Below are 12,910 nucleotides of genomic sequence, written 5' to 3'. Positions count from 1 at the left end.
TGATCCCTGAATTTTTATTGTATCGAAAGAGAGTGCAGATGCCTCCACCGGATTCTTCTGAGCAAACGTCTTTGTCGACGAATGTGCGTTTTGTGCTGATTACTGTCTTTCTGGATATTCTCGGCATCGGTCTGATCATTCCTGTTCTGCCCCGGTTGGTGGCGTCGTTTACTCTGCAGAGCGATATGCAGGCATATTGGTATGGCGCGATTGTCGCCATCTACGGTGTGATGCAGTTTTTCTTTGCACCGGTGATCGGCGCACTGAGTGACCGCTTTGGTCGCCGTCCGGTGTTGCTGACCTGTGTATTTGGACTGGGGCTGAATTTTGTTTTACTGACTCAGGCAACATCCATTTACTGGCTGCTGTTTATCCGGGCTTTAGGCGGTGTGACTGCGGGTAATCTGTCTGTCGCAACGGCCTATATTGCGGATGTCAGCGCTCCGGAAAATCGCAGCAAGGCGCTGGGAAAAATTGGTGCGATGTTTGGTCTCGGCTTTATTTGCGGACCTGTGATCGGCGGGCTGCTCGGTGAAGTTCATATTCATTACCCGTTTTATCTGGCTGCCCTTGTGTCGCTGGCAAACGTGGTCTACGGCTATTTTTCTTTGCCTGAATCCTTATCGCCGGAACACCGTAAAGCCTTTTCACTGTTATCGGCCAACCCATTTGCCGGACTGAACGGGCTTGCGCATTTACAGAGCGTGGGGCCGCTGGTATGGGTGTACGCATTGTCGATGTTTGCCCAGTTTATTTTGCAAACGACCTGGGTTTTATCGACGGAATTACGTTTCGGCTGGACGCCGATGCAAAATGGTTTTTCCCTGTTTATGGTCGGTATTTCCAGTGTGCTGATGCAAGGTGTTTTTCTGACGCGTTATATACAGCGTGTCGGTGATGCGAATGCTGTTTTGTTTGGCCTCACGTCTTCGTGTATTGCGCTGAGTCTGTACGGCGTGGCCACGCAGGGCTGGATGATGTATGTCCTGATCCTGTGCAATATGCTTGCGTTTGCTTCCGGGCCAGCTTTACAGGCCTTTTTCTCTCGTGCTGTGAATGCGCGTTCGCAAGGCTTAGCCATGGGTTCACTAAGTGCTCTGGCGAGTATTATGAGCGTTGCGGCGACACTCACTGGCACTGCTTTGCTGGCACAGGTGAGTCATTTTCCACGCGGTAGTTGGATGCTTGGCGCGCCCTTTTTTATGGCGGCAGCAGTACAATTATTTGCGCTCTTGCTGGCGATGCGTCACCTGAAAAAATAGCGCACTATCATTTGCGTACGATAATTTGCGCGCATAAAAAAAGCGGACATTTGTCCGCTTTTTTTGATCATCAACCGATCAGCGATGCCGAGGTACATCCATCATCGCTTCGTAATCATCACTGTCCACTGGATTGACTGAATTCAGACCGTTTTCCAGCTGCTGCATGTTGACGTCATTTCCCCACTTTGCCACGACGATAGTTGCAACGCCATTCCCGATCAGATTTGTCAAAGCGCGGGCTTCTGACATGAAGCGGTCAATACCGAGTATCAGAGCGAGACCTGCAACCGGCACGTGGCCTACCGCAGATAAAGTGGCGGCCAGCACGATAAAGCCGCTGCCGGTAATACCCGCCGCGCCTTTGGATGTCAGTAACAGTACGGCCAGCAAAGTGATTTGCTGCATCAGGCTCATCGGCGTATCGGTGGCCTGCGCGATGAACACGGCTGCCATCGTCAGATAAATCGAGGTGCCATCGAGGTTAAATGAATAGCCAGTCGGAACAACCAGACCAACGACAGATTTTTTCACGCCCAGTTTTTCCAGCTTCGCAATAATCCCCGGCAATGCGGATTCAGAAGAAGAGGTGCCGAGCACGATCAGCAATTCTTCTTTGATGTATTTGACGAATTTCCAGATGCTGAAACCGTGGAACTTAGCAATAGTACCGAGGACGACGAAAATGAAAATCAGGCAGGTGCCATAAAAAGTCGCCATCAGATAACCGAGTGACAGCAGTGAGGAAACGCCGAATTTACCGATGGTAAATGCCATCGCGCCGAACGCACCAATCGGTGCCGCTTTCATGATGTAGCCAACGATGACGAATAAGACGTGCGAAAATTTTTCGATAAAGTCAAAAACCAGCGTGCCGCGACCACCGAAACGATGCAGTGCAAAACCAAAAAATACCGAGATCAGCAAGACTTGCAGAATTTCACCTTTGGCAAATGCATCGACGATGGTTGTCGGAATAATGGCCATCAGAAACTCGGTCGTTGTCTGCATTTTTCCCGGAGCAGTGTAGGCGGCGATTCCTTTGGTATCGAGCGCATTCACATCGATATGCATGCCAGCACCGGGTTGGACAAGATTGATCATGACCAGCCCGACAATCAGCGCCAGCGTACTGACAACTTCAAAGTACAGCAGCGCCATACCACCGGTTTTACCGACTTTTTTCATATCTTCCATACCGGCGATACCGATCACCACGGTACAGAAAATAATCGGTGCAATCATCATCTTGATCAGCTTGATGAAGCCGTCGCCCAGCGGTTTCATTGCCGCGCCGGAATCAGGGTAATAGTGACCTAATAAAACGCCGATGATAATGGCGCTGATCACCTGAAAATACAGGGATTTGTAGATTGGTGGCTTATTCATTTGCCGTCTCCGTTAATTTTGTGGAATTTGATGGCGGGAATGAATGCGCCATATCAATCACGATGATTTCTAACCGAGAGCATTATCAAAAAATAGGCAAGTCCGGGCAATTGTGGGTTTCCACACGATTGCCAATCTGCCAAGCGGGGTGCTGAGTGTGGAAAATCTAGCCTGAATATGTGTTTATTTTCAGGCCGGATCAGTTTTAAGCCGCGATGTGCCGTTCCTGATGTTGACGTTGTCGCGCCATGGCCGTGATGATGTGTCCCAACTGACGCAGCGCATTATCTAATTCCGGCGTGAAATGCTTGCCACAATTTAAACGCAGGAAATGATCGAACCGGTTTGAGTTTGAATACAGCAAACCTGGCGACACTAATATCCCCTGTTCTAACGCCGCCTCAAATACAGCTTGCGACGAAAGCTGATGCGGCATTTCTATCCAGAGTGAAACGCCACCATCTGGTATCGTCAGGCGGGTACCCTCAGGAAAATAGGCGGCAATCGCTTCGGCGGTGCGCTCGCGTTGCTGAGTCAGACTATGACGCAGCCGTCGCAGGTGGCGGTCGTAGGCGCTGGAGTTAATAAATTCGGCCAGCACGATTTGCGACCATTCTTCGTTGTACCGGGTCTGGGCATATTTCAGCATGCTGATTCTGGCGTGCCAGCGTCCGGCGACCATCCAGCCGACGCGCAAGCCCGGTGCCAGAATTTTATGTAGGGACGCACAATAAATCACATTGCCGGTTTTATCCCAGTGTTTGGCGCTGACCGGTGTCGCGTCGGCATTCACTAAGGCGCTGTACGAATCATCTTCAATCAAGGGAATTTGCTGCGTTTCACACAGGGCAACCAGTCTTTGTTTATGGCTATCCGGCATGATGCTACCCAAAGGATTTTGCAAATGCGGCACGACAACGACGGCTTTGATATTGTCATAGGTGCGCATCGCCAACTCCAGCGCTTCTATCGAGATGCCGGTTTGCGGGCTGGTCGGAATTTCCAGCGCCTTCATACCCAGACTCTCGAGCACTTGCAGCAGACCATAAAACGTCGGCGACTCTACCGCGATGACGTCACCGGCTTGCGCCACTGCACGTAAAGCCAGATTCAAGGCTTCGATACAACCCATCGTAACAACGACATCATCGGGCTTGATGCTCATGCCTATGCCCAGCGCACGCTTTGCCAATGCTGCTTTCAGTTCTTTATTGCCGCCCGGCGAGATTGCCTTGGTCAGCAATTGCGGCCGCTGTCGCAGCAAGCGTATGGCCAGATTTTTTAACTCTTCCTGTGGATACATATCCGGCTCACCGTTGGCTCTGGCGAAATTGATATTCACCGGACGCTGCCCCTGCGCGATGATGGCCGACACTCGCTCGTGAATACCGACGAACTGCGCCGGGTCAATCGGTGCATTGATGGGCGGCTCTGTTGCCGGCACGAGATTAATGCGTCTTGGCTGACGCACAAAATAACCCGAGCGCGGGCGCGCTTCCAGCCATCCCTCAGTTTCCAGCTGGCGGCACATTTGCAAAGCGGTTGATAAGCTCACCGTATGCAATTGCATCAGCTTGCGCACAGACGGCATACGATCACCGACCACCAGCGTGCCTGCCTTCATCGCTGATAAATAATGATTGGCCAGCCGTCGGTATAAAGGCAGAGGCAAATCATTCTCGTGATTCGGGTTGTACAGTTGAAATGTGCTGTGTTTGGGCATGCGACGATGATCCTCTCCGCCATACAGGATGAACAGATACAGTTAGCGTGAATAGACACAATAACAGATGCCGGAATTCTGGTTTGCACCGATGCAGTCTGTGCGTTTTTGTGTCTGTTATGGCTGTTTGCCCTGACCTATTCTGTGTGCATATCTTCAGATGAGAGCTCAGCATGCATATCACTACTTTGCAATCCACACAGTCGCTTCAGGTGTATGTTACCGCCGGGACTTTATTACATTTAAGTGTCGGCCAGGTCGTTATTCGGATTCCCTCATCGGAGGTTGATGCTTACGCTTACACAACGCAAATTTACATGCCGGAAGGTGCTGTCTATGCTGTTGAACGCAGCGGTTGGATACAGATATCGGCCCGGCGTCGTAGCGAGATTTTGACTCAACTGCCAGAATCCACTATGGCTGTTCGATTCTGGTGTGCCTTAAAAAATCTCACTCTTCGCTGGTGGCGTCGCAGTTGGCGCAGGCGTGTACCCGGTTGATCGCACAACTGAGTCTGAAGGGCTTAGCGGCCGCTGCCAAAAAACTCTTTCATCATGAAATTTTCCAGCTCTGCGGTGTCTTGCGGTCTGGCTGACAAGGTAACTACCCGGCCAAGGCGGTGTGACTCCCAACTGAAGTCGCCCTGATATTCTTCACGGATTAACACGATCATACGGCGGATGATGGCGATCTCAATATCGCCACCAAGACCCGCATCCACTTCTATCGTCTTTTTGTAGCTGTTTTGTCTGCCCGGTTTCCAGCCACGGAAGGTGAAGGTCGCCGTGCGTAAGTTTTTGTCTTTGATCTCGAATACTCCGCCCGTACCTTCACGGCCATTCGCTTGCTGCATACTGCGACGCACGTTGGCTTCTGCGACTTCTTGCGGACTCATGCCGCGTCCAGGCTGGTTTGCCGCATTTTCCTGATTCGACGGATCCTGCGCACGGCGTCGTTCACGTGCAGCATTCAACATGCTCATCATATCTTGCTCAGGTGGTGCCTGAACGATGGGAGTGGGCGGTGTGACGGTTGTTTGCGCCATCTGAACCGGTGCTACCGGCGGCGTTACCGGTGAGACGATGGATTTTTTCGGACGTGGAATGACCACGGGCTTGGAAACCGGCTTTTTGGGTTCAGGTGCCGCCATTTTTGCGACGGTTGCCTTATCCAGCATCAGAACGATGGCATTTTGTGAGGCGGCGTCATCGCCCTGCTTTTTTTTCTTGACCGGATGCATATTCAGTAAGAAGTACAGCAGCAAGGCATGAATGATCAAAACAATCACGATACCTACGAAATTGGCGGGTCGAAACCGGATATGCAGATGAATTTCGCCAGACTTGGCAAGGTCATTTTCTGGTGCTTCGATACTCAACTTCATGGATGGCGGTCAAGAATTTCTGGATGGCAGGTTGGCAAGGATACCTTAATCTGTGGCACGGACTGTAACAAAGATTGATGATTTAGTAGCAGGCATCCTCTACATGAAGTTGTTTTCGGAAACGAATATGTAACAAGAATTAATATCGTGGTTTTCAGCGACTGCGCTATTCTCCTATGAAATCGCTTGTTTTGTAGCGGCTTTATGCGTTCATTTTGTGAAGAGCGCATACAAATTCAGTGTGCGAATCCAGCGGCTGTCTTCTATGCTATTCCGGATTCGCCAATGGTGTCTGGCATTGCATGCATACAGAGGGAGAAATACATGCTGGTTCAAACTGAAGATGAGAACGTTCTCGGGGGTGATCCGTCCCGCCTGCATGAAAATTCCGGTGTGGGCTTACCGGCTGCGGCGCTCGTATCGGCCACCCTGTTGAGTGCTTGTGGCGGTGGCGGCGGAAGTACAGGTGGCAGCGGCAGCACCGCTCCCGTTATCAATGTCCCGCCGGTCACCGAAATTCAGGCATCCCGGTTTCTGGCGCAGGCGTCGACCGGTGCGACACGCGAACAGATTGCCCGCGTCAGTGCGATTGGCTATGCGGCATGGATAGATGAGCAGATGGCGATGCCACCTTCCCAGACCCGTTGGGACTGGCTGGTAGCCAAAGGCTTTAACGCTGCGACGAATATTTTTACCCAGAACGGTTTTGATTCTGTGGTCTGGTACAAGTTGATTAACGCGCCAGATACCTTACGTCAGCGCGTCACGTTTGCCTTGTCAGAAATTATCGTGGTCGGGATTGATGGCCTGGTGGGCGCTGGCTGGCAGGCATTTTCTGCGGCCCAGTTTCTGGATTTGCTGGAAGCGCAATGTTTTGGCAATTTCCGCACTTTGCTGGAAAACGTGTCCACCAGTGCCGCAATGGGGCAATACCTGACGTATCGCGGGAACACCAAATACAATGCCAAAACCGGCGCGCTGCCTGACGAGAATTACGCCCGCGAACTGATGCAATTGTTTTCTATCGGGCTGCTCAAGCTCAATCCCGACGGCACACCGCTGACCGTGAACGGCGTGCAGCAGGAAACCTATACCCTTGACGACATCACCGGTCTGGCCAGAGTTTTTACCGGCTGGGATTTTGATTTATCGACCAGCAAAACTGATACGCCGGATTTTTTAAGGCGTCCGATGACGCAGGTCGATAGTCGCCATGAAACAGGGGTGGCGACATTTCTTGGTGCGACGGTGCCTGCCGGCTTAAATGGTGCGCAAAGTTTAAACGCGGCTTTGGATATTATTTTTGCGCATCCGAATGTTGCTCCATTTATCTGCCGTCAGCTGATACAGCGACTGGTGACCAGCAACCCGACGCCAGCCTATGTGCAGCGTGTTGCGAGTGTATTTCTGAACGATGGAAAAGGAGTGAAAGGCAATCTGGGTGCAGTGGTCAAAGCGCTGCTGCTGGACGATGAAGCGCGCAACGCAGCGAATCTCAGTAATCCGCAATCCGGTAAATTGCGCGAACCGGTGTTGCGTTTGCTGGCATGGGCGCGCGCGTATAAGTTATCGTCCGTCAGTGGTAACTGGAGTATTGGTAATACCAGCGATCCGGCGACCCGCCTTGGGCAAAGTCCTTCGCGCTCTTCATCGGTTTTTAATTTTTTCCGTCCCGGTTATTTGCCGCCGAATAGCGCGATCGGTGCCGCATCTCTGGTCGCACCGGAATTTCAGATCACCAATGAATCAACCGTGGTCGGCTATGTGAACTTTATGCAGCGCTTGGTCAGTCTTGGTAATACCGATTTAATCCCCGATTACAGCAGCTTGTTGCCCTTAGCTGAAAATGCACCGGCGCTGCTGAAAGAAATCAATATCGTGCTGGCAGCGGGGCAAATCAGCGATGAAACGCTGAACAATATTGCCACGGCAGTCAACACCATGCCAACCGGTACGGATGCGCGCAAGAATAATCGCATTTATGCCGCACTGACCCTGGTTCTGGCTGCGCCAGAATTTCTCGTCATTAAATAAGGAATTCATCATGACCGATCAAACCAGGATGAATGCATCCCGCCGTGCTTTTTTACAGCGCGCTTCAGCTTTATCAGTGGCCGGTGTTGCGACACCTTGGGCCTTAAATCTGGCGGCGATGTCCGAGGCCGCAGCGGCCACCGCAACGGATTACAAAGCCATCGTCTGCGTTTTTTTATATGGCGGCAATGATTACGGCAATACCCTGGTGCCCTACGATACCAGCTCCTACAATGCGTATTCAGCATTGCGTCCGACATTGGCGTATGCGCGGGATACGCTGACGGCGACGGCACTGAGCTCGCTCAACGATCCGAAAGACAGCGCCGGGGTCAGCCACCAATATGCGCTGGCACCGAATCTTGCGCCGCTGATGCCGATCTTCAATGCCGGTAAATTGGGCGTGATCCTGAATACGGGCACGCTGGTACAACCGACCACTAAATTACAGTACACAAACAAGAGCGCGCCTTTGCCGCCGAAACTGTTTTCGCATAACGATCAGCAATCGGTATGGCAGTCGAGCTCTGCCGAAGGCGCGCGTACGGGCTGGGGCGGCCGTATGGGCGATCTGTTTCAGGCTGCGAATACAAATTCGACGTTTACCTGTATCAACGTTTCCGGAAACGCCGTGTATTTATCCGGAAATACAGCGGTGCAGTATCAGGTATCGACCAGCGGATCAGTGCCGCTATCGGCCTTGCAGACATCCATGTTTGGCTCGAAAGAATGCTCTGCTGCCTTACAAAATTTAATCACCCAAAGCCGCACGCATTTATTTGAAAATGAATATAACCGCGTGACGAAACGGGCAATTGATGCGAATGTCATTTTGTCTTCGGCGTTGGCCAGCGCACCTGTACTGAACACGCCATTCCCGACGAAAAACAGTCTGGGTGATCAACTGAAATTAGTCGCCCGTATGATTTCCAGCGCGACGACACTCGGTGCAAAGCGTCAGGTGTTTTTTGTTTCTATGGGTGGTTTTGATACGCATGACGGTCTGGTTGCGAATCATCCCGGTCTGATGAAAACGCTGGCAGATGGCATGGCGGCGTTTTATAACGCAACAGTAGAGTTAGGCGTCGCGGACAGGGTGACCACGTTTACCGCGTCTGATTTTGGCCGTACGTTGAGTGGCAACAATGACGGTTCAGATCATGGCTGGGGCAGTATGCATTTTGTGATGGGGGGCGCGGTGAATGGTCAGCGCTATTTCGGCACACCGCCTGTCGTTGCGTCGAATGGGCCGGATGATGTCGGTCAGGGTCGTTTGCTGCCGACGACTTCAGTTGATCAGTACGCCGCAACATTGGGTAAATGGCTGGGCGTATCCGACAGTAATTTACTGATGTTGTTGCCCAATCTGGTGAATTACAACGCCAGCAACCGTACTCTGGGTTTTGTTTAAACCAGCCCGAACCAACCCAAAAGCGCACCCGCCGCCAGCAGCCACAACAAATGCAGGCTGGTGCGCCAGACCACGAAGGCACATGCTGCCGAGAGCAGCCACAGTGGCCAGTCGCGCGCCACAACATTGTGTGAACTCGCCATGATCCAGCCTGTTGCAAGCAGCAGACCGATGACGATAGGCGTCATTGCGAGTTTAAAACTGCGCACACCGAGCAGATCGCGGTTTTCATGGCCCCAGCGGGCAGCCATGTAAGTGAGCGTGGTACTTGGCAGCAGAATGCCTGACATCGTGATCAGCACACCGAGTAAGCCCGCCCACATGCTGCCGCTGTTGAGACCGACATTCCAACCCATCAGGGCGATAAACAAGACATTCGGCCCTGGTGCGGCTTGTGCAATCGCGATCGAGGCATTGAATTGCGCATCCGTCAGCCAGTGTTGCTGATCGACCAGATAACGGTGCATGTCCGGCAGTGTTGATACCGCGCCGCCGATCGACAACAAGGACAGCATCAGATAATGCAGCCACAGATGAAACCAGTCGCCCCAATTCATGCTGATGTGTAAAACCGGATGGATTGCTTCGCTCATTATTTCAGCTTCCTGAACACCAGCGCCCAGCTGATCGCACCCAGCCCCAGCAATACATAAACCAGTGGGAGTTTAAGAAGGGCAACGCAAACAAAACACAGCGCACTAAACAGCAAGGCCAGACGCCGGGTCAGCGGGTGATTGCGAAGTGCAGGAACGAGTTTCAGACCGGTCGCAAAAATCAGCCCGGAGGTTACGGCACTCATGCCACGCAAGGCACCTGCGACGCCGGGGTGTTGCGCGAATTGAGCGTACGCCACGGCCATCAGCAACACGATGATCAAGGGAATCATCAATAAGCCCGCCAGCGCCATCAATGCACCCGGCAGACCAAAGTAGCGATTACCTATCATCAGACAAAGATTGATGACGTTCGGGCCGGGCATGATTTGCGCAACCGCCCAATCCTCCACAAATTCTTCGTTGGTCAGCCAGCGTTTGCGTTCCACCATTTCTCTTTGCACAATCGCGACGACGCCGCCAAAGCCCTGCAATGCCAGCACGGTGAATGAAAAGAAAATGTCTGCTAAAGATGTTGGACGTGCACGTGCAGGTTGAGGCTCGGTAGACATGGTATTGGAAATGTCAGCAGGAGCACTATTGTAAAACAGAGCTGCAGGTAGCGCAGAGACTCACTCCTGAGACTTTCTATGGGCGCGGATACGGGCGCGCCATTCGCCGAGCGCGGTTAAGGCGCCCTGAAATTCACGCTCAATCAGATCAGCTTCAGCATCGGTGATGACGCCATCAAGCAGCGCTGTGGAGACGGCTTCCGCCACATCGCCAACCTGACTCATGACGCGGCAGACTGTTTGTGACAGATCATCTTTCAACACTTCGTCCGGTTCCGGTACGACAAATGCTGCCATGCCGTGGCGTCCGAGCAAGGCATGCAATGGCAGATGCGCTTCTTTTACTCCCGCGTTATGACAGTGTTCGATGATGATCGACAGTTCTTCAAACGAAGGATAGTGCGAGTCAATTCCGGGGGCCAGTTTGTTTCTGAGGACGTTGACGGAAATATCCATGCGCAGCGCCAGCGCTTCCAGCCCACCCGGATATGCACGCGCGACTTTGTACAGTGCATCGTGCTGGTTCATATCTGAATATTTACGTGTCATCGTGCGTCCTTGATTGCCGGGAGATTGATCATAACCAGGCCGCATGGTGCAGCATAGTGGTACGCGATTGTACTGATTCAATATCTGCTTATCAATCAGTTGTAATCAAGGTACTGCCCACCGCAGAAAATATCAGTGGCAGCTTCTTTCTTTGCTCACGCGGCGGATCGCTCACTGAGGAAGGTCAGCCAGCGATCGGCGCCTTCCACTTCGCTGAAGACCTGCGCGAAATCGGTCACAGTGCGGGCGGCACGTTCGAGTAACTGGATATCTGCTTCATGCTGACGAGCGACATGCGGGTCTTCCAGAAACAGGATGCGCCGTATTTTTCTGTCGAGTACCAATTCCGCTAACTGGGCGTCGCCGCCGAGCGGGCCGGAAAGAAAGGGCTGAACCCAGTCACGTCCTGCTTCGCCTTTGATTTTTTTTGCTAACTGATTCAGCAGACCACCAGTGGTGCCGGTCGCATACCGATACGCAAACTTATCCAGCACATTGAAATGCTTTTCTGCCAGCGCCAGCATTTTTTCTTTCATTGCATCGTGTGCAATCAGCGCAATACCTTCATTGTTCAATGCAAAGCTGGCGTCGAGTGCGGGATCGGTGGGAGCGCCATTGACTGTCGCTTCCAGTTCCAGCCATTCGCGGGCGCCGGCCAGCGTAGCCAGAAATGGCTTCCTGTGAATCACGCATTGCCGTTTTAATGCGACTGCCTCTGGAAAAACAGACGATGGATCGACCGGATCAATCAGATAAATCACCGCATCCACCGCTTTGGCCGGATCACTGTCAACAACGCGTGAGACCAGCTTCATCAGGCCGCCGTCACGACCATAAGGAAAACGTTCAACATGCTGGCAAATATCCAGCAGACCATGCATAACCATCGCATCCAGCGTTCTGCCGACGACGACAAACTCCGGTTGCAGGAATGTGATAGCCTGACGTGAACCGCGCAGTAGTTGAACTAAGGCGGAATCCTGTGCATCCTGATGAGAGCGGTTTGCAATCAGGCCAATACGCAACTTTTTAGCGACGGTAAAGCTCACGGTTCATCCTTTTCTTAAGGGCAGACCGCCAGTGTAACCCCGGCACAGGAACACGTCATCAAGGATGACTACATTTTGTTACCTTAATCGACAGAAGCGAAATATGTTTCCGTCAGGTCAAGACGTAACATCACGACTACCGACAATAGTGGAAGAAAATCATGAAAAAGTGGCGACATTTGTTTTGCGCGCTCGCGATCATGTCTTCGTGTGCGACGGCATCAGGCGATGATGATTTTGACGACGATGAACTGCAGGTTCAGCGTTGGGCTGTACTCGGCGATATGCAGGCACAAAATACTCTGGCATTGTCGTATCTGAATGGCGACTTTGGCTATCAGAATGTGGACGAGGCCCGCTTCTGGCTGAAGCGCGCAGCCGAACAGGGACATCCTGGTGCGCAGACCAATCTCGGTCTGCTGTACTTATCCAGTCATACTAATGCAGAAGAAATGCAGCAGGCGGTGGATCTTTTGTATCAGGCCGCCGAGCAGGATTTCGCTGCAGCTCAGTTAGTATTAGGCTCATTACATGAATCAGGAACGCTGCTACCGCATAGTTACATTGAAGCGGCTGCCTGGTATCAGGATGCTGCCGAGCAGGGTAATGCGAGCGCACAGTATCATCTGGCGATGTTGTATCTCAATGGATCAGGTGTACCGAAAGACGAAAAGCAGGCCGTGTACTGGCTCAATCTTGCCGCTGTTCAGGAACTATCGTCTGCTGAATTTGAGCTTGGTCGTCAATATTTGTATGGCGCTGGTGTGCCCAAAGATATCTTGCTGGCATATCAGTATTTACTCAAGGCCAGCATCAATGTCGGTAGTAAAGCGATCGATAGCCGGGATCTGGTGAATACCGGGCTGACAGCCGAACAACTTGCCGCCATTCAGGAAGATAGCCGTCACTGGCAATTCAAATCCTGAATGACTAAATTCAGTCTC

12 protein-coding genes are annotated in these 12,910 nt (G+C 52.1%); 5 read left to right on the top strand and 7 right to left on the bottom strand.

The window, feature by feature from the left end:
• The first annotated feature begins 38 nt into the window (after positions 1–38).
• Entirely contained in the window at positions 39–1,262 is a 1,224-nt protein-coding gene (locus tag H8K26_RS00140) for a TCR/Tet family MFS transporter (protein WP_190476445.1), read from the top strand.
• Positions 1,263–1,340: 78 nt separating this feature from the next.
• On the opposite strand, the gene H8K26_RS00135 is transcribed toward H8K26_RS00140, so the two are convergent.
• Both H8K26_RS00135 and H8K26_RS00130 read right to left on the bottom strand, forming a co-directional pair.
• A complete protein-coding gene (locus H8K26_RS00135) occupies positions 1,341–2,651 on the bottom strand; it encodes a dicarboxylate/amino acid:cation symporter (protein ID WP_186884155.1) in 1,311 nt (436 codons plus the stop codon).
• Between the two features lie 205 nt (positions 2,652–2,856).
• Positions 2,857–4,374 carry an aminotransferase-like domain-containing protein gene (locus H8K26_RS00130; protein ID WP_190476443.1) on the bottom strand — a complete coding sequence of 506 codons (1,518 nt, stop codon included), beginning with the start codon at positions 4,372–4,374 and terminating at the stop codon, positions 2,857–2,859.
• 173 nt (positions 4,375–4,547) lie between these two features.
• Here H8K26_RS00130 and H8K26_RS00125 point away from each other — a divergent pair, with 173 nt between their 5' ends.
• Positions 4,548–4,874, top strand: a complete 327-nt coding sequence (locus tag H8K26_RS00125; RefSeq protein WP_190476440.1) for a hypothetical protein — start codon at positions 4,548–4,550, stop codon at positions 4,872–4,874.
• 23 nt (positions 4,875–4,897) lie between these two features.
• Here the strand turns inward: H8K26_RS00125 and H8K26_RS00120 are convergent, their stop codons facing one another.
• Entirely contained in the window at positions 4,898–5,758 is an 861-nt protein-coding gene (locus H8K26_RS00120) for a TraB/TrbI/VirB10 family type IV secretion system protein (RefSeq protein ID WP_186884158.1), read from the bottom strand.
• Between the two features lie 324 nt (positions 5,759–6,082).
• Here H8K26_RS00120 and H8K26_RS00115 point away from each other — a divergent pair, with 324 nt between their 5' ends.
• Together H8K26_RS00115 and H8K26_RS00110 are read left to right on the top strand one after the other, a co-directional pair.
• On the top strand, positions 6,083–7,792 hold the full coding sequence (locus H8K26_RS00115) for a DUF1800 domain-containing protein (protein ID WP_190476438.1): 1,710 nt from the start codon (positions 6,083–6,085) through the stop codon (positions 7,790–7,792).
• A gap of 10 nt (positions 7,793–7,802) precedes the next feature.
• A complete protein-coding gene (locus tag H8K26_RS00110) occupies positions 7,803–9,203 on the top strand; it encodes a DUF1501 domain-containing protein (protein ID WP_190476436.1) in 1,401 nt (466 codons plus the stop codon).
• Here the strand turns inward: H8K26_RS00110 and H8K26_RS00105 are convergent.
• The 4 genes from H8K26_RS00105 to H8K26_RS00090 all read right to left on the bottom strand — a co-directional run bounded on the left by H8K26_RS00105 (position 9,200) and on the right by H8K26_RS00090 (position 11,966).
• Positions 9,200–9,796 (bottom strand): chromate transporter, encoded by a 597-nt coding sequence (locus tag H8K26_RS00105; protein WP_223826764.1) that lies wholly within the window; start codon positions 9,794–9,796, stop codon positions 9,200–9,202. The two genes, H8K26_RS00110 and H8K26_RS00105, sit on opposite strands and share 4 nt — an antisense overlap.
• Positions 9,796–10,368, bottom strand: coding sequence for a chromate transporter (locus tag H8K26_RS00100; protein WP_190476434.1), 573 nt, complete (start codon positions 10,366–10,368; stop codon positions 9,796–9,798). Before H8K26_RS00100 ends, H8K26_RS00105 begins: the two co-directional genes overlap by 1 nt.
• A gap of 60 nt (positions 10,369–10,428) precedes the next feature.
• A complete protein-coding gene (locus H8K26_RS00095; protein ID WP_186884161.1) occupies positions 10,429–10,917 on the bottom strand; it encodes a phage regulatory CII family protein in 489 nt (162 codons plus the stop codon).
• Between the two features lie 155 nt (positions 10,918–11,072).
• Positions 11,073–11,966 carry a methylglyoxal synthase gene (locus tag H8K26_RS00090; protein WP_190476431.1) on the bottom strand — a complete coding sequence of 298 codons (894 nt, stop codon included), beginning with the start codon at positions 11,964–11,966 and terminating at the stop codon, positions 11,073–11,075.
• 161 nt (positions 11,967–12,127) lie between these two features.
• On the opposite strand from H8K26_RS00090, the gene H8K26_RS00085 reads away from it, so the two are divergent.
• Complete coding sequence (locus H8K26_RS00085) at positions 12,128–12,892, top strand: tetratricopeptide repeat protein (RefSeq protein WP_186895905.1); 765 nt, start codon at positions 12,128–12,130, stop codon at positions 12,890–12,892.
• Positions 12,893–12,910 lie beyond the last annotated feature (18 nt).

Origin of the sequence: Cognatundibacterium aquatile (assembly GCF_014699135.1) — a bacterium.
Taxonomy (GTDB): domain Bacteria; phylum Pseudomonadota; class Gammaproteobacteria; order Burkholderiales; family Burkholderiaceae_D; genus Undibacterium; species Undibacterium aquatile.
The sequence above is the reverse complement of the archived record's forward strand: the minus strand, read 5'-3'. Positions and strand labels throughout refer to the sequence as shown.

Coding starts and splice junctions, on each gene's coding strand:
- H8K26_RS00140 (WP_190476445.1), top strand. CDS start 39: ATGCCTCCACCGGATTCTTCTGAGCAAACGTCTTTGTCGACGAATGTG.
- H8K26_RS00135 (WP_186884155.1), bottom strand. CDS start 2,651: ATGAATAAGCCACCAATCTACAAATCCCTGTATTTTCAGGTGATCAGC.
- H8K26_RS00130 (WP_190476443.1), bottom strand. CDS start 4,374: ATGCCCAAACACAGCACATTTCAACTGTACAACCCGAATCACGAGAAT.
- H8K26_RS00125 (WP_190476440.1), top strand. CDS start 4,548: ATGCATATCACTACTTTGCAATCCACACAGTCGCTTCAGGTGTATGTT.
- H8K26_RS00120 (WP_186884158.1), bottom strand. CDS start 5,758: ATGAAGTTGAGTATCGAAGCACCAGAAAATGACCTTGCCAAGTCTGGC.
- H8K26_RS00115 (WP_190476438.1), top strand. CDS start 6,083: ATGCTGGTTCAAACTGAAGATGAGAACGTTCTCGGGGGTGATCCGTCC.
- H8K26_RS00110 (WP_190476436.1), top strand. CDS start 7,803: ATGACCGATCAAACCAGGATGAATGCATCCCGCCGTGCTTTTTTACAG.
- H8K26_RS00105 (WP_223826764.1), bottom strand. CDS start 9,796: ATGAGCGAAGCAATCCATCCGGTTTTACACATCAGCATGAATTGGGGC.
- H8K26_RS00100 (WP_190476434.1), bottom strand. CDS start 10,368: ATGTCTACCGAGCCTCAACCTGCACGTGCACGTCCAACATCTTTAGCA.
- H8K26_RS00095 (WP_186884161.1), bottom strand. CDS start 10,917: ATGACACGTAAATATTCAGATATGAACCAGCACGATGCACTGTACAAA.
- H8K26_RS00085 (WP_186895905.1), top strand. CDS start 12,128: ATGAAAAAGTGGCGACATTTGTTTTGCGCGCTCGCGATCATGTCTTCG.